Source organism: Streptomyces sp. NPDC030995, from assembly GCF_055571215.1.
Genome location: NZ_JBVIFS010000016.1, coordinates 160,775 through 181,521, shown reverse-complemented (window position 1 = coordinate 181,521; position 20,747 = coordinate 160,775). Strand labels below are relative to the sequence as shown.

22 protein-coding genes and 3 tRNA genes are annotated in these 20,747 nt (G+C 71.6%); 5 read left to right on the top strand and 20 right to left on the bottom strand.

From position 1 onward, the window contains the following. Nucleotides 1-413: 413 nt before the first annotated feature. From ACZ45T_RS23925 to ACZ45T_RS23905, 5 genes are all read right to left on the bottom strand, one after another. The gene (locus ACZ45T_RS23925; protein ID WP_468444499.1) at nt 414-842 is read right to left on the bottom strand and encodes a MaoC family dehydratase; all 429 of its coding nucleotides are present in this window, start codon (nt 840-842) and stop codon (nt 414-416) included. 1 nt (nt 843) lies between these two features. Continuing rightward, a complete protein-coding gene (locus ACZ45T_RS23920; protein WP_468444497.1) occupies nt 844-1,296 on the bottom strand; it encodes an FAS1-like dehydratase domain-containing protein in 453 nt (150 codons plus the stop codon). A gap of 138 nt (nt 1,297-1,434) precedes the next feature. Continuing rightward, nucleotides 1,435-1,599: a 50S ribosomal protein L33 gene (rpmG, locus tag ACZ45T_RS23915; RefSeq protein ID WP_003956487.1), complete on the bottom strand. Its 165-nt coding sequence runs from the start codon at nt 1,597-1,599 to the stop codon at nt 1,435-1,437. 88 nt (nt 1,600-1,687) lie between these two features. Beyond that, nucleotides 1,688-1,760, bottom strand: a tRNA-Met gene (locus ACZ45T_RS23910). Nucleotides 1,761-1,808: 48 nt separating this feature from the next. Beyond that, nucleotides 1,809-1,881: transfer RNA gene (locus ACZ45T_RS23905), tRNA-Thr, on the bottom strand. Between the two features lie 393 nt (nt 1,882-2,274). On the opposite strand from ACZ45T_RS23905, the gene ACZ45T_RS23900 reads away from it, so the two are divergent. Together ACZ45T_RS23900 and ACZ45T_RS23895 are read left to right on the top strand one after the other, a co-directional pair. Then, complete coding sequence (locus ACZ45T_RS23900; RefSeq protein WP_468444495.1) at nt 2,275-3,543, top strand: amidohydrolase family protein; 1,269 nt, start codon at nt 2,275-2,277, stop codon at nt 3,541-3,543. A gap of 54 nt (nt 3,544-3,597) precedes the next feature. After that, on the top strand, nt 3,598-4,254 hold the full coding sequence (locus ACZ45T_RS23895; RefSeq protein WP_468444493.1) for an SDR family oxidoreductase: 657 nt from the start codon (nt 3,598-3,600) through the stop codon (nt 4,252-4,254). A gap of 28 nt (nt 4,255-4,282) precedes the next feature. Here the strand turns inward: ACZ45T_RS23895 and ACZ45T_RS23890 are convergent, their stop codons facing one another. Together ACZ45T_RS23890 and ACZ45T_RS23885 are read right to left on the bottom strand one after the other, a co-directional pair. Then, nucleotides 4,283-4,723, bottom strand: coding sequence for a DUF3574 domain-containing protein (locus ACZ45T_RS23890; protein ID WP_468444491.1), 441 nt, complete (start codon nt 4,721-4,723; stop codon nt 4,283-4,285). A gap of 130 nt (nt 4,724-4,853) precedes the next feature. Then, nucleotides 4,854-4,935 (bottom strand) — tRNA-Tyr (locus tag ACZ45T_RS23885). A 198-nt stretch (nt 4,936-5,133) separates the two neighbouring features. On the opposite strand from ACZ45T_RS23885, the gene ACZ45T_RS23880 reads away from it, so the two are divergent. The 3 genes from ACZ45T_RS23880 (at nt 5,134) to ACZ45T_RS23870 (ending at nt 8,504) form a co-directional block, all read left to right on the top strand. Then, nucleotides 5,134-5,622, top strand: a complete 489-nt coding sequence (locus ACZ45T_RS23880) for a YajQ family cyclic di-GMP-binding protein (protein WP_030009008.1) — start codon at nt 5,134-5,136, stop codon at nt 5,620-5,622. Nucleotides 5,623-5,822: 200 nt separating this feature from the next. Further along, nucleotides 5,823-7,250 carry a SulP family inorganic anion transporter gene (locus tag ACZ45T_RS23875; RefSeq protein WP_468444488.1) on the top strand — a complete coding sequence of 476 codons (1,428 nt, stop codon included), beginning with the start codon at nt 5,823-5,825 and terminating at the stop codon, nt 7,248-7,250. Between the two features lie 18 nt (nt 7,251-7,268). Further along, nucleotides 7,269-8,504, top strand: coding sequence for an APC family permease (locus ACZ45T_RS23870; RefSeq protein WP_468444486.1), 1,236 nt, complete (start codon nt 7,269-7,271; stop codon nt 8,502-8,504). Here ACZ45T_RS23870 and ACZ45T_RS23865 read toward each other — a convergent pair. From ACZ45T_RS23865 to ACZ45T_RS23805, 13 genes are all read right to left on the bottom strand, one after another. Further along, nucleotides 8,488-9,012, bottom strand: a complete 525-nt coding sequence (locus ACZ45T_RS23865; RefSeq protein WP_468444484.1) for an SMI1/KNR4 family protein — start codon at nt 9,010-9,012, stop codon at nt 8,488-8,490. The genes ACZ45T_RS23870 and ACZ45T_RS23865 overlap by 17 nt on opposite strands. 66 nt (nt 9,013-9,078) lie before the next feature. Next, nucleotides 9,079-9,471, bottom strand: a complete 393-nt coding sequence (locus ACZ45T_RS23860) for a YccF domain-containing protein (protein WP_468444482.1) — start codon at nt 9,469-9,471, stop codon at nt 9,079-9,081. Continuing rightward, nucleotides 9,468-10,331: a zinc metalloprotease HtpX gene (gene htpX / locus ACZ45T_RS23855; RefSeq protein WP_468444480.1), complete on the bottom strand. Its 864-nt coding sequence runs from the start codon at nt 10,329-10,331 to the stop codon at nt 9,468-9,470. Before htpX ends, ACZ45T_RS23860 begins: the two co-directional genes overlap by 4 nt. A 233-nt stretch (nt 10,332-10,564) precedes the next feature. Next, complete coding sequence (locus ACZ45T_RS23850; protein WP_468444478.1) at nt 10,565-12,142, bottom strand: NADH-quinone oxidoreductase subunit N; 1,578 nt, start codon at nt 12,140-12,142, stop codon at nt 10,565-10,567. Then, entirely contained in the window at nt 12,139-13,698 is a 1,560-nt protein-coding gene (locus ACZ45T_RS23845; RefSeq protein ID WP_468444514.1) for a complex I subunit 4 family protein, read from the bottom strand. Before ACZ45T_RS23845 ends, ACZ45T_RS23850 begins: the two co-directional genes overlap by 4 nt. A 38-nt stretch (nt 13,699-13,736) precedes the next feature. Then, nucleotides 13,737-15,761 carry an NADH-quinone oxidoreductase subunit 5 family protein gene (locus ACZ45T_RS23840; protein ID WP_468444476.1) on the bottom strand — a complete coding sequence of 675 codons (2,025 nt, stop codon included), beginning with the start codon at nt 15,759-15,761 and terminating at the stop codon, nt 13,737-13,739. After that, on the bottom strand, nt 15,758-16,105 hold the full coding sequence (gene nuoK, locus ACZ45T_RS23835) for an NADH-quinone oxidoreductase subunit NuoK (RefSeq protein ID WP_468444474.1): 348 nt from the start codon (nt 16,103-16,105) through the stop codon (nt 15,758-15,760). The genes ACZ45T_RS23840 and nuoK overlap by 4 nt, the downstream gene beginning before the upstream one ends. Beyond that, nucleotides 16,105-16,707 (bottom strand): NADH-quinone oxidoreductase subunit J family protein, encoded by a 603-nt coding sequence (locus ACZ45T_RS23830; RefSeq protein ID WP_468444472.1) that lies wholly within the window; start codon nt 16,705-16,707, stop codon nt 16,105-16,107. Before ACZ45T_RS23830 ends, nuoK begins: the two co-directional genes overlap by 1 nt. Beyond that, on the bottom strand, nt 16,704-17,312 hold the full coding sequence (locus ACZ45T_RS23825; protein WP_468444512.1) for a NuoI/complex I 23 kDa subunit family protein: 609 nt from the start codon (nt 17,310-17,312) through the stop codon (nt 16,704-16,706). The genes ACZ45T_RS23830 and ACZ45T_RS23825 overlap by 4 nt, the downstream gene beginning before the upstream one ends. Continuing rightward, entirely contained in the window at nt 17,309-18,277 is a 969-nt protein-coding gene (locus ACZ45T_RS23820; protein WP_468444470.1) for a complex I subunit 1/NuoH family protein, read from the bottom strand. Before ACZ45T_RS23820 ends, ACZ45T_RS23825 begins: the two co-directional genes overlap by 4 nt. Next, on the bottom strand, nt 18,274-19,641 hold the full coding sequence (locus tag ACZ45T_RS23815; protein ID WP_468444468.1) for an NADH-quinone oxidoreductase subunit C: 1,368 nt from the start codon (nt 19,639-19,641) through the stop codon (nt 18,274-18,276). Before ACZ45T_RS23815 ends, ACZ45T_RS23820 begins: the two co-directional genes overlap by 4 nt. Further along, a complete protein-coding gene (locus ACZ45T_RS23810) occupies nt 19,638-20,240 on the bottom strand; it encodes an NADH-quinone oxidoreductase subunit B (protein WP_468444466.1) in 603 nt (200 codons plus the stop codon). The genes ACZ45T_RS23815 and ACZ45T_RS23810 overlap by 4 nt, the downstream gene beginning before the upstream one ends. After that, nucleotides 20,231-20,638 (bottom strand): NADH-quinone oxidoreductase subunit A, encoded by a 408-nt coding sequence (locus tag ACZ45T_RS23805; RefSeq protein WP_030710243.1) that lies wholly within the window; start codon nt 20,636-20,638, stop codon nt 20,231-20,233. Before ACZ45T_RS23805 ends, ACZ45T_RS23810 begins: the two co-directional genes overlap by 10 nt. Nucleotides 20,639-20,747 lie beyond the last annotated feature (109 nt).

Sequence of the window (20,747 nt, the reverse complement as noted above, 5' to 3'; positions counted from 1 at the left end):
GCCCGTTCCTTTGGGGGTTTCCCGGCAGTCTTCGTATGTCCGTGGCGGGACGGTCGGTCAAGGGTGGCCGAAGGCCATCGCGAAGCGACGCGACCAACGGGAGCGCCCTTGAGGGACCGGCCCGACACGGACATACGAAGACTGCCGGGAAACCCCCAAACCCTCTCTGACCCCGGTCGAGGGGCCCCCGCGACTCGCAGCCACCGCCGCACAGACTGATGGCGTCCGTCGAGCTCCCGCCCACCGGCACCACCGCCGCACAGACTCATGCCGTCCGCCGAGCTCTGCCCACCGGCACCACCGCCGTACGGCCCGATGGCATCCGCCGGGCTCCCGCCCGCCGAAGCCACCGCCGCACGACCCGACCCCGACCGCGCCCCCGCCACCGCACCCGCCTAACAGCCCTCCCGGCCTCAGGCCAGTGCGACCACCGCGCGGGACATGCCCAGGACCTTCTGGCCCGCGCTCATGGCCGTCAGGTCGACCCGGACGCGGTTGTCGTCCAGCTTTGCCGCGACCTTGGCGGTGACCTCGATCAGGCCGCCCTGGTCGTCGTTCGGGACCACGACGGGCTTGGTGAAGCGCACGCCGTACTCGACCACCGCACCGGGGTCGCCCACCCAGTCGGTGACCACGCGGATCGCCTCGGCCATGGTGAACATGCCGTGCGCGATGACGTCCGGCAGTCCGACCTCCTTGGCGAACTTCTCGTTCCAGTGGATCGGGTTGAAGTCGCCCGAGGCGCCCGCGTACTGCACGAGCGTGGCGCGCGTCACGGGGAAGGACGCCGACGGCAGCTCGGTGCCGACCTCGACGTCGGCGTACTGGATCTTCGCTGCCATGTCAGGCCTCCTCGGGGGCGCGGGAGACGAGCTTCGTCCACGCCGTCACCACGTGCTCGCCGGTCTCGTCGTGGACCTCGCCGCGGATGTCGATGATGTCGTTGCCCGCGAGCGACTTCACGGCCTCGATGGTGGAGGTCACTGACAGACGGTCACCGGCGCGCACCGGGCGCGAGTACGCGAACTTCTGGTCGCCGTGTACGACGCGGCTGTAGTCCAGCCCCAACTGCGGGTCCTCGATGACCTGGCCGGCCGCCTTGAAAGTGATGGCAAACACAAAAGTCGGCGGAGCGATCACATCGGAGTAGCCGTACGACTTGGCGGCTTCGGCGTCGGTGTAGACGGGATTGATGTCACCCACCGCAACCGCGAATTCGCGGATCTTCTCGCGGCCGACCTCGTACGGCTCGGTGGGCGGGTAGCTCCGCCCCACGAAGGACTGGTCGAGAGCCATGACTCACTACCTCCTGATGAAGGGACACGAAAGACGACAAGAACAAAGACAGGCCCGGAGACAGAAACGACACAAGGCCGCCCCCCAATGAAGGGGACGACCTCATGACGGTGCCTGTTATTTGAGACTTCGCTGGGGTCAGCGGGTCTCGCGGTGCGCGGTGTGCGAGTTGCAGCGCGGGCAGTGCTTCTTCATCTCAAGACGGTCCGGGTTGTTACGCCGGTTCTTCTTGGTGATGTAGTTCCGCTCCTTGCACTCCACGCAGGCCAGCGTGATCTTCGGGCGGACGTCGGTGGCAGCCACGTGAGTGCTCCTTGACGGACTATAGGACGGATGAACGCATAAAAGAGTAGCCGATCGGGAGACCGACCCCGCAATCGGCTACTGTGTGTAGCGGCGACCGGACTTGAACCGGTGACACAGCGATTATGAGCCGCTTGCTCTACCGACTGAGCTACGCCGCTTTGATGTGATCGACTCCCCACCCGAGGGTGGGGAACCTCTCTCACCAGAGCCCCAATGCGGAATCGAACCGCAGACCTTCTCCTTACCATGGAGACGCTCTACCGACTGAGCTATTGGGGCGAGCGATGAAGACATTACACGGTTGCCCGCCCATCGCCCAAATCCTTTGCGGGAACAGGGCTCCGAGGGGGTTCGGACACTCTTCTCGATCAACCCACCAGCCACTCCCGACCCACTTCTGGGGCAGATTGTGTGCGGGCTCACATCCATGTCACCCCCACCTCACCCCCATCTCGTCCCCGCCGCACCTCCGGCGCGGGTCGATCGGAGCTTTTGGGGCCCGTGGGGCGCACGCGCGAGCGCCACAGCGCAGGGGCACCACACCGGTACGACTATTGCGCTCTTCCGTGAAGCGGGGTGCGCCGCGCCCTAGGCTCTGAGCACGCTGCGTGATCTTGGGCCGCGGGCCGCGGCCACGGGCCCAGGAACCGCCCGAGCCACCGCAGGAGCGCGATGTCCGACAGCCAGCCGCAGCAGCCGTTCCACTCCCCCCGCAGCGGCACCGGCAACGCGGCCGCAGCCGAGGCCACCACCCTGCTGCTCACCGGGGCCCGCCTCACCGACGGCCGTACCGTCGACGTCCGCCTCGGCGGCGGCCGGATCCAGGCCGTCGGCACCACGGGCAGCCTCCCCTCCCCCGCGCTGTCCCGGGTGGACCTGAGCGGCTATCTGCTCCTCCCCGCCCCCGCCGAGCCGCACGCCCACGGGGACACCGCCCTGACCGCGGACGGCGAGGGCCCCGTCTCGTACACCCCCGACGAGGTCCAGCGCCGGGCCACGGAAGCGGCTCTCCTCCAGCTCGGGCACGGCGCCACCGCCGTGCGCTCGCACGTACGGATCGGCGACGTCCACGGCCTCGGCCCCCTGGAGGCCGTGCTCCAGGCCCGCCGCTCCCTGCGCGGGCTGACCGACCTCACCACCGTGGCGGTCCCCCGGCTGCTGACCGGGGTGGCCGGTGCGGACGGGCTCGCCATGCTGCGGGACGCGGTGAAGATGGGCGCCTCCGTGATCGGCGGCTGCCCGGACCTGGACCCCGACCCGACGGGCTTCCTCGAAGCCGTCCTGGAACTCGCCGACGAGCACGGCTGCCCCGTGGACCTGCACACGGACGGTGACGACCCGGGCCGCCTCTCCCGGCTCGCGGCGATGGCCGGCGGGCTGCGCCCCGGGGTGACCATCGGCCCCTGCGGCGGTCTGTCCCGGATCCCGCTGGACGTGGCGGCCCGCGCCGCCGACCAGCTGGCCGCAGCCGGCGTACGGGTCACCTGCCTGCCCCAGGGCGACTGTGCGGCCCTGGAGCGCCGCGGCCTGCGCACCGCACCCGTACGCCTGCTGCGGGCCGCCGGCGTACGGGTCGCGGCCGGCAGCGGGGCCCTGCGGGACGCCGGGAACCCGGTCGGCCGCGGCGACCCCCTGGAGGCCGCCTACCTGCTGGCCTCCCAGGGCGGGCTCCGGGCGGGCGAGTCCTACGAGTCGGTCAGCGCCTGCGCCCGTGAGGCGATGGGCCTGCCGGAGGTGCGGGTGGAGGCCGGTTTCCCGGCGGAGCTGCTCGCCGTGCGCGGGGACCGGATCGCGAGCGTGCTGTCGCTCGCGTACAGCCGGATCGTGATCCACCGCGGGCGGGTGGTAGCCCGTACGAGTGCCGTACGGGAGTACTGCGACTCAGCCGTCGCGGTGGCTCTGGACCTGCCCCGGCAGGGCCGTACGGAGGCGGGACCCTGAAGGTTCGCCGTGCGTTCGCGGGCGTGGGCGCCCGGCTCGTCGTACGGTCGGGTCATGCGCATCGTCATCGCGGGTGGACACGGTCAGATCGCGCTGCGGCTGGAGCGCCTGCTCGCCGCGCGCGGGTACGAGGTCGCGGGCGTCATCCGCGACCCGGCACAGGGCGACGACCTCAGGGCGGCGGGCGCCGAGCCGGTGCTCTGCGATCTGGAGTCGGCCTCGGTCGAACACGTGGCCGGGATCCTGCAGGGCGCGGACGTGGCGGTGTTCGCGGCCGGCGCCGGTCCTGGCAGCGGCATCGGACGCAAGGACACCGTGGACCGGGGCGCGGCGGTGCTGTTCGCCGACGCGGCCGAACGGGCCCGCGTACGCCGCTTCCTGATGGTCTCTTCGATGGGCGCGGACGCGCACCACGAGGGCGACGAGGTCTTCGACGTCTATCTGCGGGCGAAGGGCGAGGCCGACGACCACGTCCGTACCCGGCTGGGGCTGGAGTGGACGGTCCTGCGCCCGGGCTCGCTCATCGACGACGCCGGGACGGGCCTGGTCCGCCTGGAGGCGCGGACGGGCCACGGGGCCGTCCCGCGCGACGACGTGGCGGCGGTGCTGGCCGAGTTGGTCGAGACCCCGGCGACGGCGGGTCTGACCCTGGAGCTGACCTCCGGTTCGACCCCGGTGCAGGTGGCCGTCAAGGACGTGGCGGGCAACTGACGGACCGTTGCGCGCCCCGTCCGGCGGCTCAGAACTCGGCGCTCAACTTGTCGTCGGACCGTCCGACCGAGTCCTGCTGGTACTGGTCCTCGTAGGCCTTCCGGATCCGCTCGATGCGTACGCTGCGCTCACCAGCCTCCTTCTCGGGGTACAGCAGCACCACCTCGTACGAGGTCTCGCGGATGACCTTGCCGTCCTGCCCACGCCACTGGCCGTACCCGTCGTGGACGGTCAGCCCCTCGGGGAAGGCGGGGGTGATCTCCCGGTCCAGGAACCGCATGAAATCCGGCTTCTCGATGGGGCCTCGGCCGTCGGGGCGGTCGGTGCCGAAATACAGCCGGGTCTCCTGGTACGGCTTCCCCACGTCCGTGTGGAGCGCCGCTCCCATCAGAGCCGGAATCCCGGCGCCGAGCAGGGCGATGAGCACCCCGCCACCGATCTTCCCCCGTGTGTCAGATGTCCACTTCACCCCAGGTGAACGAACGGGAGCCGCCGACGTTGCGGCTGATGACCGGCCCGGTTTCCTGCGGGTGCGGGAGTTGACGCATACGAGAAGACCCCCGTCCTGCGTTTCCGCAGTACGGGGGTCTCACATCGCGTGGCGGCGCCAGGGTTCGAACCTGGGTAGGCTGAGCCGGCAGATTTACAGTCTGCTCCCTTTGGCCACTCGGGCACACCGCCATGATCGCTGCCATTTTTCCGCCTTGCGGCGGCGCTCCCTGGCAACGACGTAAACGATACCTGATGACCGGGGGTGCTTCGCCACCGGATTGATCAGCGCTGGGGGTGGGTGCGGTGGCTAGGCTTTGCGGAGCGGGCCGGGGATGTCCGGCCGCGCCCTCCGGGGCGATCACAACCGATTTCAAGGAGCCACAGCACATGGCCGACTCCAGTTTCGACATCGTCTCGAAGGTCGAGCGGCAGGAGGTCGACAACGCCCTCAACCAGGCCGCCAAGGAGCTCTCGCAGCGCTACGACTTCAAGGGCACCGGCGCCACGATCGCCTGGTCCGGCGAGAAGATCCTGATGGAGGCGAACTCCGAGGAGCGCGTCAAGGCCGTCCTCGACGTCTTCGAGACCAAGCTGGTCAAGCGCGGGATCTCGCTCAAGGCGCTGGACGCCGGCGAGCCGCAGCTGTCCGGCAAGGAGTACAAGATCTTCGCCACGATCGAGGAAGGCATCTCCCAGGAGAACGCCAAGAAGGTCGCGAAGATCATCCGGGACGAGGGTCCCAAGGGCGTCAAGGCCCAGGTCCAGGGCGAGGAGCTGCGCGTCAGCTCCAAGAGCCGTGACGACCTCCAGGAAGTCCAGGCGCTGCTCAAGGGCAAGGACCTGGACTTCGCGATCCAGTTCGTGAACTACCGCTGACCCAGGTCTCCGACCTGCCACCACGCCGGCCCGGCGGTCTTCACCGACCGCCGGGCCGCGGCGGTTCACGGGGGTGCGGGGTGTGTGCGGGGCGTGTGCGGCGCACGCGCCACCGCGAGCTTCCATGGGCACTTGGGCCGCGATCAGTGCGCCCACCACGCTGGGTGGCATCACATCACCGCGTGGCAGGGGGTTCTCGCATGCCTGGGGCCGGCACGTTCCGCGAAGACTTCGGGGCATCCGTCGTCGTCGCGCTGGTCGCGTTGCCCCTGTGCGTGGGGGTGGCGGTCGCCTCCGGGGTGCCGGCCGAGCTGGGGATCGTCACCGGGGTGTTGGGCGGGCTCGTCACCGGGTGGTTCCGCGGGAGCTCGCTCCAGGTGAGCGGGCCCGCAGCCGGGCTCACCGTGCTCGTCTACGAGGCGGTGCAGGCGTACGGTCTGCCCGCGCTCGGGGTGCTCGTCGTGGCCGCGGGGGTGGTGCAGCTGGGCATGGGGGTGCTGCGGCTCGGACGGTGGTTCCGGGCGATCTCCGTCGCCGTCGTACACGGGATGCTGGCCGGGATCGGGCTGGTGCTGATCTCCGGGCAGCTCTACGCCCTGGTCGGCGTGGAAGCTCCGGGGCAGACCCTGTCGAAGCTGCGCGGGCTGCACGAGCTCGGGGCTCAGGCCGACTGGGCCGCCGTGCTGCTCGGGGCCGCGACCATCGTCGCCATGGTCGCCTGGCGCCGGATGCCCGCCCGGGTGCGGCTCGTACCCGGGGCGCTCGTCGGGGTGGCCGGCGCCACCGCCGTGGCCGCCCTGCTGCGGCTGCCCGTCGAGAAGGTGCGGGTGACGGGGGTGCTGGCGGCCGTGTCCCCGCCCGCCTGGGGCGATTTCGCGGTACTGGCCTCCGTCGGGGCGGTGGGGACGGTGGTCGCGCTGGCGCTGATCGCCTCCGCCGAGACGTTGTTCAGCGCCGCCGCCGTGGACCGCATGCACGACGGGCCGCGGACGGAGTACGACCAGGAGCTGATCGCCCAAGGGGTGGGCAACAGTGTGTGCGGGCTGCTCGGGGCGCTGCCGATGACCGCCGTGATCGTGCGCAGCGCCGCCAATGTGGAGGCCGGAGCCCGCACCCGGGCGGCCAGGGTGATGCACGGTGGCTGGCTGTTGCTCTTCGCCGTGGCGTTCCCCCAGGTGCTGGAGAGCGTGCCGCTCGCCGCACTGGCCGGGGTGCTGCTGCACGCGGGCTGGAAGCTGCTGCCGGCCAGGGCAGTGGCCGCGCTCTGGCGCACGCACCGGGGCGAGGCGGTGGTGCTGCTGGCCACGGCCACCGCGATCGTGGTGACCAACCTCTTCGAAGGGGTGCTGGTCGGGCTGGGGCTCGCCGTCGCCAAGGCGGCCTGGGAGACCTCCCACGTGCACATCGAGGAGGTGTGGGAGGACGAGGAGCTGTGCGTCCGGGTCGTGGGGAACGCCAGCTTCCTGCGGCTGCCCAAGCTGCTCGACGCGCTGGACGCGCTGCCGCACGGGCAGCCGGTGCGGCTCGACCTGAGCGGGCTGCGCCACCTCGACCACGCCTGTCTGACCGCCCTGGAGGGGTGGGAGCGCAAGCGGACGCCGCTTCCCGGCCGGGAGGGCGTCATCTAGGCGGGTTACCCTCCGCCCGTGGAACACGAGTTGAAGCGCACCCTGGGGGTCTCCGACGCCGTCGTCGTCGGGCTCGGCGCGATGGTCGGCGCCGGAATCTTCGCCGCCCTCGCCCCGGCGGCGCGCGCGGCGGGCGGCGCGCTCCTGGCCGCCCTCGCCCTTGCGGCTCTCGTGGCCTACTGCAACGCGCACTCCTCGGCGCGGCTGGCCGCGCGGTACCCGTCGTCCGGCGGCACCTACGTCTACGGGCGCGAGCGGCTCGGGCCCTTCTGGGGATATCTGGCCGGCTGGGGATTCGTGATCGGCAAGACCGCGTCCTGCGCGGCGATGGCCCTCACCGTGGGGGCCTACGTCTGGCCCGGCCAACAGCACGCCGTGGCCGTCGCGGCGGTGGTGGCGCTGACCGCCGCGAGCTACGGCGGGGTTCAGAAGTCCGCCCGGATCGGCCGGCTGATCGTGGCGGCGGTACTGGCGGTGCTCGCCGGGGTCGTCGTGGTGTGCCTGTCCTCCGGCGCGGCCGAACCGGGGCGGCTGAGCGGCTCGGACTGGGATGCCGCCGGCCTGTTGCAGGGCGCGGGTCTGCTGTTCTTCGCCTTCGCGGGCTACGCCCGGATCACCACCCTGGGCGAGGAGGTGCGCGACCCGGAACGGACGATCCCGCGGGCGGTGCCGCTCGCGCTGGGGATCGCCCTGCTGGTGTACGCCGCGGTGGCGGTGGCGGCGCTGTCGGTGCTGGGAGCCGACGGGCTGGCGCAGTCGTCGGCGCCGCTCGCCGACGCGGTCCGGGCGGCCGGCCGGCCCGAACTGGCCCCGGTCGTCCGGGTGGGCGCGGCGCTGGCCGCGCTGGGCTCGCTCCTGGCCCTCGTGCTCGGGGTTTCACGGACCACGCTGGCGATGGCCCGGGACGGCCATCTCCCGCGCGCGCTGGCCGCCGTACATCCCCGGTATCAGGTGCCGCACCATGCGGAGCTGGCAGTGGGTGCGGTCGTGGCGGTGCTCGCGGCCACCGCCGATCTGCGGGGCGCGATCGGTTTCTCCTCCTTCGGGGTGCTCGTCTACTACGCGATCGCGAACGCCTCCGCGTGGACTCTCGATGCAGTTGTCAAGGGTCGGGCCGTGGCAGCGGTCGGGCTGTCCGGCTGTGTGGTGCTGGCCTGCACGTTGCCCGTCGCGTCGATGGTCACGGGGGCGGCGGTACTGGCCCTCGGCGCGGCGGCCTACGGGGTGCGGGGCCGGCTCAGATCCGGGATCTGAACTCCGCCCAGGGCGCCAGCTCCAGGTCGCACTCCTCCCCCAGGCCGGACTCCTCGCAGAACCAGGCGGTGCCGTCGAGCCAGCCGCGCAGCCAGCCCGCCAGGCTCGGGGTGTCGATGGACCAGGCGAGGTCGGGCTCCCCGGGATTCGGGTCGAACAGCAGGACCTGGGCGGTATCGGAGCGGCAGTCCACACAGGCGTACATGGCGCAGCCGAAGTCGGCTATCGGCAGGACGCCCTCGGGCCAGCGCCAGCCGGAGGTCCGCTGCGCCTCGTAGGTCCCGACGGCCTGGCGCAGCGACAGCAAGCCGTACTCCGGGCCGAATCCGCCGTCTCCGACGTGGGTGTAGAGCGCGGTGAGCAGCGGCGGCAGGGAGAAGCCGAGTATGCCCTCGGCTCGGGCGATCTCCCCGGCGTCCAGCGGTGTGGGCAGGGGCTTTCCGTGCCCGCGCGCGGAGTTGCGCACGCGGGCTGCGACTTGCTCCAGCAACTGCTCGGTCTCGTTCATGCGTTCATGGTGACGCACCCCACTGACAGCCCGCTCGGCCTGTGGACAAGTCAGTCGAGGACTAGATCAACGAGAGGCGAACGGGGCGTCCGTCGGGACGATTTCGCGGCCCAGGGGGAGCAGGGAGAGCGGGACCATCTTGAAGTTGGCGATGCCGAACGGGATGCCGATGATCGTGATGCACAGCACGATGCCGGTGAAGATGTGGCCCAGGGCGAGCCACCAGCCCGCCAGGATCAGCCACAGGACATTGCCGATGGCGGATCCCGCGCCCGCGTCGCGGCGCTCGACCGTGGTGTAGCCGAAGGGCCAGAGGGCGTAGACGGCGATGCGGAAGGCCGCGATGCCGAAGGGGATTCCGATGATGGTGATGCAGAGCAGCACACCCGCGAGGACGTAGCCGAGGAACAGCCAGATGCCGCTGAGGATGAGCCAAATGATGTTCAGGATTGTCTTCACTGCTGGCGGCCTGCCATCTGTTCGAGCCGGGCGATTCGCTCGGCCATTGGAGGGTGTGTCGAGAACATCTTGGACAATCCCTCGCCCGGACGGAAGGGATTCGCGATCATCATGTGGCTCGCGGTCTCCAGCCGGGGCTCCGGTGGCAGCGGGAGCTGCTTGGTGCCCGCGTCGAGCTTGCGCAGGGCGCTGGCCAGGGCGAGTGGGTCCCCGGTGAGCTGGGCACCGGACGCGTCCGCCTCGTATTCGCGCGAGCGGCTGATGGCCAGCCGGATCACGGAGGCGGCCACGGGGCCCAGAATCATGATCAGCAGCATGCCGAAGAGGCCCGGTCCCTCGTCGTCGTTCGACCGACCGACCGGGATCAGCCAGGCGAACTGAACCAGGAACATGATCACGGAGGCGAGGGCTCCGGCGACCGAGGAGATCAGGATGTCGCGGTTGTAGACGTGGCTGAGCTCGTGGCCGATGACCCCGCGCAGCTCGCGTTCGTCGAGTATCCGCAGGATCCCCTCGGTGCAGCAGACCGCGGCGTTGCGCGGATTGCGGCCGGTGGCGAAGGCGTTGGGTGCCTCGGTGGGTGAGATGTAGAGGCGTGGCATGGGCTGGCGCGCGGACGTGGAGAGTTCGCGCACCATGCGGTAGAGCTGCGGGGCCTCGAACTCGCTGACGGGGCGGGCGCGCATCGCGCGTAGAGCCAGCTTGTCGCTGTTCCAGTACGCGTACGCGTTCGTCCCGAGGGCGATGACGACGGCGACGATCAGGCCGCCCCGTCCGAAGAAGCTTCCGATGACGATGATGAGTGCGGACAGCCCGCCGAGGAGTACGGCGGTCTTCAGCCCGTTGTGCCGGCGGTGCACGGTACGCCCTCCAAGTGGTGCGGCAGGGGAACCCGTCCAGGATCTGAAGATCTGAGGGTCTACGGTCCAGTGGACCCTCCCTTCCTGGTCAACGCGAGGTGAGGGCGTCAGGTTCCCAGGGCGCGCCGGGGCGGCCGCCTGCCGCCGCCCCTGCCGGAGGGGCGGCGGGGCCGCGACGGGCGTTACTCCATACGGGTTGCGCGTACGGGCGTAGGGGCGTACGGGCGTAGGGGCTATTGCGGGAAGAGGCTGCCCGAGGCGACGCGCAGGACCAGCTGCGGGGCGCCCGAGAGGACGACCGCCGTGATCGCGGTGAGGACGATGGCCGCCGTCACCGGCCAGGGGGCCTTCGTACGGGCCTCCGCGCCCTCCACGCCCTCGGAGCCCTCCGGCACACGGAAGAGCAGGGCCGTCCAGCGCAGGTAGTAGTAGAGGGCGATGACGACGTTGATCGCCATGATCACGGCCAGCCAGCCCAGGCCCGCGTCGACCGCGGACCGGAAGACGGTGACCTTGGCGAAGAGCCCGATGATGCCCGGCGGCAGGCCGGCCAGGCAGAGCAGGAAGAAGGCCAGCGAGAGGGCGGCCAGGGGGCGCTCGGCGTACAGGCCGCGGTAGTCGCTGATTCGGTGGAGCGGCTTCGTACGGGCGACGAGCGCGGCCACGGCGAAGGCGCCGAGGTTCACGGCGGCGTACATGAGCGCGTAGGCGACGGTGGAGCCGATCTGGTCGCGCTCGGAGTACGCGGCGGCGGCGATCGGGACCAGCAGGTAGCCGGCCTGGCCGACCGAGGACCAGGCGAGCAGCCGTACGGCGCTGTTCGGGCGGTCCGCGGACTGGCGCAGTGCGGCGGCGTTGCCGAGGGTCATGGTGAGGGCGGCGAGGACGGCGAGGGCCGGGCCCCAGATCTCCGAGTACGCCGGGAAGGCGATCACGGTGACGAGGATGAGGCCGGTGAAGCCGACGGCCTTGCCGATCACCGAGAGGTAGCCGGCGATGGGCAGGGGGGCGCCGACGTAGGTGTCGGGGACCCAGAAGTGGAAGGGGACGGCCGCGGTCTTGAAGGCGAAGCCGACGAGGGTGAGCGCGACGCCGGCCATGGCGACGGTGTCGAGCTGTCCGGGGACGTGTTCGAGCCGGTCGGCGACCTGGGTCAGGTGCAGCGAGCCGGTCGCGGCGTAGACGAAGCTGACGCCCATCAGCGACACGGCGGTGGCCGTGACGGAGGACAGGAAGAACTTGAGGGCGGCCTCGGAGGAGAGGCGGTCGCCGCGGCGCATGCCGACCAGGGCGAAGGCGGGCAGCGAGGCCACTTCGAGGGCGACGATCAGGGTGGCGAGGTCGCGGGAGGCGGGCAGGAGGGCCGCGCCGGCCGCGGAGGAGAGCAGCAGGAACCAGTACTCGCCGGCCGGCATGCGCGTGTCGCGGACGGCTGTGACCGACAGCAGGGCGGTGACCAGGGCGCCGGCCAGCACCAGGAACTGGACGACGAGCGCGAAGTGGTCGGCGGCGTAGCTGCAGGCGGCCGGGTCGCCGGTGAGGCAGAAGGTGGTGCGGTCGCCGGCGCGCAGCGGCAGCAGGCTCGCGGTCGCGGCGGCCAGGCCGGCCACCGAGATCCAGCCGAGGAGCGGCTTGTGGCGCTCGGCGACGAAGAGGTCGGCGATGAGTACGACCAGGCCGACGGCGGCCGTGATGACGACGGGCGCGAGGGCGAGCCAGTCGACGGTCTGGACCAGGCTGGGGGTCTCGGCGGCGAGGTCGGCGGAGAGATCGGTGGCGAGATCGGCTGCGAGGACCGTCAGGGCCGTCATGACTTGCCTCCTGCGAGGAGCTTCTGGACGGCCGGATCGGTGAGGCCGAGGAGGACCGCGGGCCACAGGCCGGCGAGGACGGTGAGGGCGACGAGCGGGGTCCAGGCGGCGAACTCGTAGCGCTGGATGTCCGCGAGGGCGGCCGGGGCGGCGCTCTCGGCCTTCGGGTCTCCCATGCAGACGCGCCGTACGACGATCAGGAGGTAGGCGGCGGTGAGCAGGGTGCCGAACGCGCCGACGGCCATGAACGTGAGGAACGCGGGGCGGGAGAGGCCCTCGGCGGGGTCGAAGGCACCGAAGAGGGCCAGCATCTCGCCCCAGAAGCCGGCCAGGCCCGGGAGGCCGAGGGAGGCGACGGCGGCGAAGGCGAGGAACGCGCCGAGGCGGGGGGCGCGGCCGTAGAGGGCGGCGCCGGTGGCCCCGGCGAGGGTGTCGAGGTCGGCGGTGCCGTAGCGGTCTTTGAGGGCGCCGACCAGGAAGAAGAGGAGGCCGGTGATCAGGCCGTGGGCGATGTTGGCGAAGAGCGCGCCGTTGACGCCGGTCGGGGTCATGCTCGCGATGCCGAGGAGGACGAAGCCCATGTGGCCGACCGAGGAGTACGCGATGAGGCGCTTGAGGTCGCCCTTGTTCCCCTTGCGGGCCAGCGCGAGGCAGGCGAGCGATCCGTAGACGATGCCGACGGCGGCGAAGGCGCCCAGGTAGGGGGCGAGGGTCTGCATGCCGTCGGGGGTGACGGGGAGCAGGATGCGGACGAACCCGTACGTGCCCATCTTGAGCAGGACGCCGGCCAGCAGGACGGAGCCGACGGTGGGCGCGGCGGTGTGGGCGTCGGGCAGCCAGCTGTGCAGGGGCCACATGGGGGTCTTCACCGCGAGGCCGATTCCGATGGCGAGGACGGCCAGCAGCTGGGTGGTGTGGGTCAGTTCGCGGCCGTTGTCAGTGGCGAGTGCCACCATGTCGAAAGTGCCGCTTTTCAGCCCGATCAGCAGCAGACCGAGCAGCATGACGACGGAGCCGAGGAGGGTGTAGAGGATGAACTTCCAGGCGGCGGCCTGCCGCTGAGCACCGCCCCAGCGGGCGATGAGGAAGTACATCGGGATGAGGACCATCTCGAAGGCGAGGAAGAAGAGCAGCAGGTCGAGGACGGCGAAGGTCGCGAGGGTGCCGGACTCGAGGACGAGGAGCAGCGCGACGAAGGCCTTCGGGGAGGGGCCCGCCGGGAGCTTGAAGTAGCTGTAGAGCGCGCAGAGGAAGAACAGCAGCGCGGTCATCAGGAGGAGGGGGAGCGAGATGCCGTCGATGCCGAGGTGGATCCGGACGTTCAGCGCCTGGATCCAGCTGATGTCCGTCGTCGCCTGGAAGCGGGACGGGGCGTCGTGGTCGAAGCCCAGGGTGAGGGCGATCGCCGCGGCGAGGATCACGCCGGTCACGGTCACGCCGTGGCGGAGCACGGCCTGTTCGGGGCCGCGGCCCTTGAGGCCGGGCGGGGCCGGCAGGAGGGCCGCGGCCGCGCCGAGGAGCGGTGCGGCCACGATGAACGCCAGAAGGAACTGCATCACGGACGGGCTGATATCAATCACGGCTGACTCACGGCTCACGATCCGGCGTTGACGTTGGCGAGGACGGCGGTGGCGATCGCCAGGACCACGGCGCCGGCGAGCAGGGCGCTCAGGTAGCTCTGCACGTTGCCGGTCTGGGCACGGCGGACGAGGCTGCCGAGCAGCCGGGGGCCGGTGCCCGCGCCACGGACGTACGTGTCCACGACCTCGCGGTCGAGGAAGCGGACGAGGCTCGCGGCCGCGCGGACGGGGCGGACGAAGAGCCGGTCGTAGACGGCGTCGAGGTGGAAGCCGTTGGCCGCGTGGCGGTGCAGCGGGCCGAGGAGCGCCTTGCCGGGGTCGGCGGCGGGGGTGGTCGGGACGGCCGGGTGGTCGTGGGTGACCTCGGCGACCTCGGGGGTCTCGGCCTCGGATTCGGCGACGGTTGCGGCCACGGCGGCGGCGGCCGCGAGGCCGTTGCCGGGCGCGGTGGCGGCCGCGATGGCGGCGGCTCGGACCGTGGCGCGCTGCCACAGGGCGTAGGTGAGCATGGCGCCGATGGCCGCGGCGCCCGTGCCCAGGACCGAGGTGGTCAGGGTCGGGGTGAGCTCCTTGCCGTCGAACCAGTCGGCGAGGGGGCCCGCCGCGAGGCCGAAGCCGATCGACGGGATCGCCAGCAGCCACAGCACGCCGGTCATGGCGACGGGCTCCTTGCCGTGGTCGGGGGCGGCGGCGCCCCGGCCGCGGAAGGCCATCAGCCACAGCCGGGTGGCGTAGGCGGCGGTGAGCAGGGCGGTCAGCACGCCGGCGACCAGCACCACCCAGCCGGCGGCGCTGGGAGCGAGGTCCGAGTGGCCGGTCGCGGTGTGCTCGGCGGCGACGAGGACGGCTTCCTTGGAGAAGAAGCCGGCGAAGGGCGGGATCGCGGCGAGCGCGAGCAGGGCGATCGACATCGTCCAGAAGGCGTCGGGGATGCGCTTGGCCAGGCCGTCCATACGGGACATGGCGGCCAGGGAGTTCGTACCGGCGGCGTGGATGATCACGCCCGCGCCGAGGAAGAGGAGCGCCTTGAAGGCGCCGTGGGACAGGAGGTGGAAGACGGCGGCGCCGCGGTCGCCGACGGCCAGGGCGCCGGTCATGTAGCCGAGCTGGCCGACCGTGGAGTAGGCGAGCACCCGCTTGATGTCGTCCTGGGCGAGGGCGGCGAGGGCGGAGCCGACCATCGTGACGGCCGCCATGACGGCCATGACCACCAGCGCGGCGCGGGAGGCCGCGAAGACGGGGAGGAGACGGGCGATGAAGTAGACACCGGCGGCGACCATCGTCGCGGCGTGGATCAGCGCGGAGACCGGGGTGGGGCCCGCCATGGCGTCCGGGAGCCAGGTGTGCAGCGGGAACTGCGCGGACTTGCCCGCGACTCCGGCGAGCAGGAGCAGCGCGATCAGCGTCGGGTGGTCGAGTCCGCCCGCGGCGACGGTCCCGAGGATCTTCGTGATCCGGAAGGAGCCGGCGTCGGCGGCGAGCGCGAACAGGCCGATCAGGAAGGGGACGTCACCGAGCTTGGTGACGAGGAAGGCCTTCAGGGAGGCGGAGCGGGCCGCCTCGGTCTCCCAGTAGTGGCCGACCAGGAAGTACGAGCAGATGCCCATGATCTCCCAGCCGACCAGCAGCACCATCAGGTCGCCGGAGTAGACGACGAGCAGCATGGCGGAGGTGAACAGTGAGACGAGAGCGGCATACGACGGGTAGCGCGGGTCCTCACGGAGGTACGCCGTCGAGTAGAGCTGTACGCAGGTGGCGACGACCCCGACCAGGACGGCGACCAGCACGGCGAAGCCGTCCAAGTGGAGCGAGAGCTCGATCGGCACCGAGCCGGTCGGGGTCAGCTCGGTCGCGGTGTCGATCGCCGTGCCGCCGCCGTGGCGGACGGCGACGAGCACCGCCAGTACGGCGGCGCCGAGCGTCGGCAGGATCGCGAGCGGCCGGACGAATCCGGGGGCGGTGCGGCCGAACAGCAGTCCCGCGACCGCACCCAGGAAGGGGAGCAGCGGGACGAGGACGGCGAGGGTCGTGGTGCTCACGCGGTGACCTCGCTCTGGTGGTTCGGGGCGGGCTCGTGGCCCTCGGCGGTGTCGCGCAGCCGGTCGACGTCGGAGGTGCCGCGGTTGCGGTACACCATCAGCACGATCGCGAGGCCGATGCCGATCTCGGCTGCGGCGATGGCGATGGTGAAGAGGGTGAGGGCCTGGCCGGCGTGCAGGGCATCGCGCAGCCAGACGTCGAAGGCCACCAGGTTGAGGTTGACGGCGTTGAGCATCAGCTCGACGGACATCAGGACCAGGATGGCGTTGCGGCGGGCCAGCACTCCGTACAGGCCCGTGCAGAAGAGGAGCGCCGCGAGGACGGCGGGGTAGGCGAGGTGCATCAGCGCTGCCCCTTGTCATTGGCGACGGCGTCTTCGGCGGGGGTGTTCCTGCGTGACAGCACGATGGCGCCGATCAGGGCCGCGAGGAGGAGGACGGAGAGCGCCTCGAAGGGCAGCACCCAGTGCTGGAAGAGGATCTCGCCGGAGACCTTCGTGGAGCCCTGGACGGGGCCGTCGAGGTCGATCCAGGTCGTACGGAAGGCGTCGACGACGACCCAGACCAGCGCCACCGCGGCGACGACGGCGACGCCGAGTGCGATCCAGCGGTTGCCGGAGTCGGCGTCCGGGGAGCGGCCGATGGGCGCCTTGGTGAGCATCAGCCCGAAGAGGAGGAGGACGACCACGGAACCGAGGTAGATCAGGACCTGGACCCAGGCGATGAACTCGGCGGTCAGCAGCAGGTACTCGACGGCGATGCCGCCGAGTGCGACGACCAGCCAGAGGGCGGCGTGCACGAGCTGCCTGGTGGTGACCGTGACGAGGGCCGCGCCGAGAGTGGCGAGGCCGACGAGGACGAAGGCGATCTCGACGCCGGTCGGGGAGAGGAAACCGGGCCCGGTGGCGGCGGCCTCGGCTGCGGCCAGGGTGGCGGCGGGGGTCACGCGTCTCCCTCCGGGGTCGGGGTGGTCGGCGGTTCGGTCTCGGCGGCGGCCTCGGCGGCGGCTGCCGCAGCGGCGGCGGCAGCGGCGGCTTCGGCCTTCTCCACCGCCTTGCGGGCGGCGGCGATTTCCTTGGGCTCCTCGGCGGCCGGGTCCAGGGCGGGCGGGGCCGGGACGGTCCACATCCACTCGCGGAGCTTGTCGCGCTCGTGGGTGAGTTCGTGGATGTCGGTCTCCGCGTACTCGAACTCCGGCGACCAGAACAGGGCGTCGAAGGGACACACCTCGATGCAGATACCGCAGTACATGCAGAGGGAGAAGTCGATGGCGAAGCGGTCGAGGACGTTGCGGCTGCGCTCGCGGCCACCGGGGGTGGACGCGGGGACCGTCTCCTTGTGGGAGTCGATGTAGATGCACCAGTCGGGGCACTCACGGGCGCAGAGCATGCAGACCGTGCAGTTCTCCTCGAACAGGCCGATGACCCCGCGGGAGCGGGGCGGGAGTGCGGGCTGGACCTCGGGGTACTGGGCCGTGTGCGAGCGCTTCGTCATCGTGCGCAGCGTGACCGCCAGGCCCTTGGCGAGGCCGGATCCGGGGATGGGCATCAGTTGATCGCCACCTTCACGATGCCGGTGAGCGCGATCTGGGCGAGCGCGAGCGGGATGAGTGTGGTCCAGGCGAGCTTCTGGAGCTGGTCCTCGCGCAGGCGCGGGTAGCTCACGCGGAGCCAGATCACGACGAAGGCGAGGATCGCGGTCTTGAGCAGGGTCCAGACCCAGCCGAGGCCGTCGCCGCCGAAGGGGCCCTGCCAGCCGCCGAGGAAGAGGACGGTGGTGAGGGCGCAGAGGACGACGATGCCGGCGTACTCGGCGAGCAGGAACAGCGCGAAGCGCAGGCCCGTGTACTCGGTGTACGCGCCGAAGATGATCTCGGAGTCGGCGACGGGCATGTCGAAGGGGGGCCGCTGCAGTTCGGCGAGGCCGGCGGTGAAGAAGACGAGCGCGCCGACGATCTGCCAGGGCAGCCACCACCACTCGAAGCTCTCGACGATGCCGGGGAGGGAGACCGTCCCGGCGGCCATCGCCACGGAGGCGGCGGCGAGCAGCATGGGGAGCTCGTAGGCGAGCAGCTGGGCGGCGGTGCGCAGGCCGCCGAGCATGGAGAACTTGTTGGCGGAGGCCCAGCCGGCCATGAGCGAGCCGAGGACTCCGACGCCCATGACGGCGAGCACGTAGAAGATGCCGGCGTCGATGACCTGGCCGATCGCGCCCTCGCCCGGGCCGATCGGGATGGCGATGAGGACGAGGAGGTACGGGAGCAGGGCGACGGCGGGGGCGAGCTGGAAGATCCGGCGGTCGGCGTTGGCCGGGACGATGTCTTCCTTCTGCGCGAACTTCACGCCGTCGGCGACGAGCTGGGCCCAGCCGTGGAATCCGCCGGCGTACATGGGGCCGAGGCGGCCCTGCATGTGGGCCATCACCTTGTGCTCGGTCTGCCCGACGACGAGCGGGAGCACGAGGAAGACGGCGAAGACGACGATCAGCCGCAGGGCGACGTCGAGGACGTCGTTCACGCGTCGCCTCCGTTGTCGGGGGTGGGGGTGGGGTCGGTGTCGGTGTCGGTGCGGGTCTGGCCCGTGCCCGGTTCGTCTGCCTCCGGCGGGGTCGCCGGGGTCTTCGGCGGGGCCGCCTCCGGCGCGGTCGACGCACGCTCGGCCTGCGGCTCCTCGAAGGCGGGCTTCGGGTTGTGCGGGGCCGCCTCCGGCGCGGTCGACGCACGCTCGGCCTGCGGCTCCTCGAAGGCGGGCTTCGGGTTGTGCCAGGGGGCGTCGGCGCTGCGGGGGGCCGCGCGGCGCGTTGCCTCCGGCGGGGTGGCCTGGCTCGCGGAGCCGTCGCTCGCGGAGCGGGTACGGCGGGGCGGGCGCGTGGCCTCGGCCTCCGGGCCCGCGGTGTCCGTGGCCGGGCCCGCCGGGGTGGCCGGAGTGGCCGGGGTGGCCGGAGTGGCCGGGCCCGCCGGGGTGGCCGGGCTCGCCGGGGCCTCGGCTTCCGGGCCGGGGGCGGTCGAGGGCTCTGCTGCCGTCGGCGGGACGGCCTGGCTCGCGGAGCCGTCCGATACCGAGCGGGTACGGCGGGGCGGCCGGGCCGGGGCCTCGGCCTCCGGGCCGGCGGCGGCCGGGACGGCTTGGCTGGCCTGGCTGGCCGAGCCCTCCGATACCGAGCGGGTGCGGCGGGGCGGGCGGGCCGGGGCTTCGGTCTCCGGTGTGGGCGCGGCGTCCGCCGCGGCCGCGCGGGGGCGGCGGGCCGGGGCGCCCTCGCCGGCGGCGCGCGGGGTGCGGGCCGGGCGGGCGGGGGCCGGCGGGAGCTGGCCCTTCATCGGGCCCCAGTCGTTGGGGTCCGGGACGCCCGGCGGGAGCATCTGGCGGCGCTTGGGGGCATCCGGATCGTGGGCCTCGCCCGGCTCCTTGGCGCCCGGCCAGGCCTTGGCGACGCGCGCCGCCAGGACGAAGTCCTTGCGCAGCGGGTGGCCCTCGAAGTTCTCCGGGAGCAGGAGGTGGACCAGGTGCGGGTGGTCGGTGAAGACGACGCCGAACATCTCGAACGTTTCGCGCTCGTGCCATTCGGCGCCCGCGTAGACCGCGACCGCCGACGGGAGGGAGGGAGCGGCGTGCGGGACCGTCGTGCGCAGCAGGAGGCGGCGTACGCGGTGGTTCTCCAACGAGACGACGTGCGCGCAGATCCGGAAGCCGGTTCCCGGCTCGTCGACCGCGCTCAGCCAGTCGAAGTACGTGCAGCCCAGCTTGTCCCGGGCGATCTCCAGGGCGGAGATCCAGGATCCGACCGGTACGTCGACCGTCAGGAGCTCGTACGCGTACGAGCCCACGGCCTCCGCACCGAAGACCGTCGGCGCCGCGTCCGGAAGGGAGTCGTAGAGGTTCATGCCTGGGCTCCCGGCGCCGGCGGGGGCGTGACCAGCCCGCTCGTGAGCTGTGCGACGGACGGGCCCTGGGCGTAGCGCTCGGCCAGCGACTCGCGGGCGATCTTCTCCTGGAGCTTGAGGATGCCCTGGAGGAGCGCTTCGGGGCGCGGCGGGCAGCCGGGCACGTAGACGTCGACGGGGATGATCTGGTCGACGCCCTTCGTCACCGAGTACGAGTCCCAGTACGGGCCGCCGCAGTTGGAGCAGGCGCCGAAGGAGATGACGTACTTCGGCTCCGGCATCTGCTCGTAGAGCCGCTTCACGGCCGGGGCCATCTTGTCCGTGACGGTGCCCGAGACGATCATGAGGTCGGCCTGGCGGGGCCCGGGCGCGAAGGGGATCACGCCGAGGCGGATGAAGTCGTGCCGGGCCATGGACGCGGCGATGAACTCGATCGCGCAGCAGGCCAGTCCGAAGTTGAAGACCCACAGGCTGTACCGGCGGCCCCAGTTCAGGACCACCTTCATCGGTTCCGGAGCCAGGCGGGAGAGAACCCCGAGGCGCTTGGGCTCCGGGAGCAGCACGCCCTCGGTCGGCGTCACAGCCGGTGTCACGTCCATTCGAGGACGCCCTTCTTGTACGCATAGAGCAGGCCGACGGCCAGGAAGCCCAGGAAGATGAACATCTCCACCAGGGTCGTGGCGCCGTAACCGGCGGCGGCGAACACCGTCGCCCACGGGAACAGGAAGATCGAGTCGACGGCGAAGATGACGTAGAGGAAGGCGTAGACGTAGTAGCGGACCTGGGTGTGCGCCCAGCCCTCGCCGACCGGGTCCACGCCGCATTCGTACGTCAGCAGCTTCTCGTGGGTCGGGACCACGGGCCGCAGCAGGCGGCCGGCGCCGAAGGCCACGGCCACGAAGAGCACACCCAGCGCGGCCAGCAGACCGACGACCGAATAACTCCGGAAGTAGTCCGCAGCGAGCACGGTTACGGTCGATACCGTTGGTTCGGGCACGTCCGTTCCTCGCTCCTAGGTCACTGTCGACGATCTCGTACGGACGGGAGTCTAGGGCCTGCCTCACACGGGGTGGGGTTATCCCCCGTTCACAGCACCCCGGCCACCC

What these genes read in the sequence shown, in the direction of transcription:
- nuoK (WP_468444474.1), bottom strand. Translation starts at nt 16,105, where the DNA reads ATGCACCTCGCCTACCCCGCCGTCCTCGCGGCGCTCCTCTTCTGCACG.
- ACZ45T_RS23865 (WP_468444484.1), bottom strand. Translation starts at nt 9,012, where the DNA reads ATGAACGAGACCGAGCAGTTGCTGGAGCAAGTCGCAGCCCGCGTGCGC.
- ACZ45T_RS23850 (WP_468444478.1), bottom strand. Translation starts at nt 12,142, where the DNA reads ATGACGGCCCTGACGGTCCTCGCAGCCGATCTCGCCACCGATCTCTCC.
- ACZ45T_RS23920 (WP_468444497.1), bottom strand. Translation starts at nt 1,296, where the DNA reads ATGGCTCTCGACCAGTCCTTCGTGGGGCGGAGCTACCCGCCCACCGAG.
- ACZ45T_RS23895 (WP_468444493.1), top strand. Translation starts at nt 3,598, where the DNA reads ATGCGCATCGTCATCGCGGGTGGACACGGTCAGATCGCGCTGCGGCTG.
- ACZ45T_RS23845 (WP_468444514.1), bottom strand. Translation starts at nt 13,698, where the DNA reads ATGCAGTTCCTTCTGGCGTTCATCGTGGCCGCACCGCTCCTCGGCGCG.
- ACZ45T_RS23900 (WP_468444495.1), top strand. Translation starts at nt 2,275, where the DNA reads ATGTCCGACAGCCAGCCGCAGCAGCCGTTCCACTCCCCCCGCAGCGGC.
- ACZ45T_RS23815 (WP_468444468.1), bottom strand. Translation starts at nt 19,641, where the DNA reads ATGAACCTCTACGACTCCCTTCCGGACGCGGCGCCGACGGTCTTCGGT.
- ACZ45T_RS23875 (WP_468444488.1), top strand. Translation starts at nt 5,823, where the DNA reads ATGCCTGGGGCCGGCACGTTCCGCGAAGACTTCGGGGCATCCGTCGTC.
- ACZ45T_RS23880 (WP_030009008.1), top strand. Translation starts at nt 5,134, where the DNA reads ATGGCCGACTCCAGTTTCGACATCGTCTCGAAGGTCGAGCGGCAGGAG.
- ACZ45T_RS23925 (WP_468444499.1), bottom strand. Translation starts at nt 842, where the DNA reads ATGGCAGCGAAGATCCAGTACGCCGACGTCGAGGTCGGCACCGAGCTG.
- ACZ45T_RS23810 (WP_468444466.1), bottom strand. Translation starts at nt 20,240, where the DNA reads ATGGACGTGACACCGGCTGTGACGCCGACCGAGGGCGTGCTGCTCCCG.